Origin of the sequence: Bradyrhizobium algeriense (assembly GCF_003062295.1) — a bacterium.
Classification (GTDB): domain Bacteria; phylum Pseudomonadota; class Alphaproteobacteria; order Rhizobiales; family Xanthobacteraceae; genus Bradyrhizobium; species Bradyrhizobium algeriense.
Genome location: NZ_PYCN01000202.1, coordinates 1 through 595, shown reverse-complemented (window position 1 = coordinate 595; position 595 = coordinate 1). Strand labels below are relative to the sequence as shown.

The 595-nt window shown below is 58.3% G+C and carries 1 protein-coding gene; it reads right to left on the bottom strand.

Features of this window, described 5'->3' with window-relative positions; genetic code table 11:
- Window positions 1-595: PAS domain-containing protein (locus C7G61_RS43120; RefSeq protein WP_145963849.1), on the bottom strand; the 595-nt coding region annotated here is incomplete at both ends.

The following is a 595-nucleotide window of genomic DNA, read 5'->3' as shown; positions in this document are numbered from 1 at the left end:
GCTCCTCGACACGACTTTCGAGCTTCTCATTGAGCTCTCGAAGTCTCGCTTCAGATTGCTTGGCCGCCGTGATGTCATAGATCACGCCGATAAACCGCAATCCTGCCGTTTCCGTGTCGCGCACATACTCGCCTCTCCAGGCAAGCCAGCGAAGTTCTTTGTCATCGGCGCGCCGGATCTGGAACTCGACATACGAGGCAGCTTCACCGGAGCTCTGTTCCACGATGGCGCGATCGCCCGGCTCGATGAGAGAGTTGACAGTCCGAACCGGGAGAACATTGCTCGGATGAAGTCCCAGCAAACGGCAGAACTCGTCCGAAACGTTGACGGTCGCATAGCCATCGAGATATTCGAATGTTCCGATCCCGCCGGCGCTCTGCGCGATCCGAAGACGCTCCTCGACGTGCTTCTGTTCGGTGATGTCGATGACGACGCCCGTAAATCGTACCGGCCGATCATCTTCATCAAAATGACAGCGTCCCCGCGCAAGAGCCCACCTGGCCGAGCCGTCGGGGGCGAGAAGACGGTATTCCTTCGAGAAGATCTCCGCTCCGTTGAGAATGCCGCCAACGGCAAGACGTATCCTCCGACGATC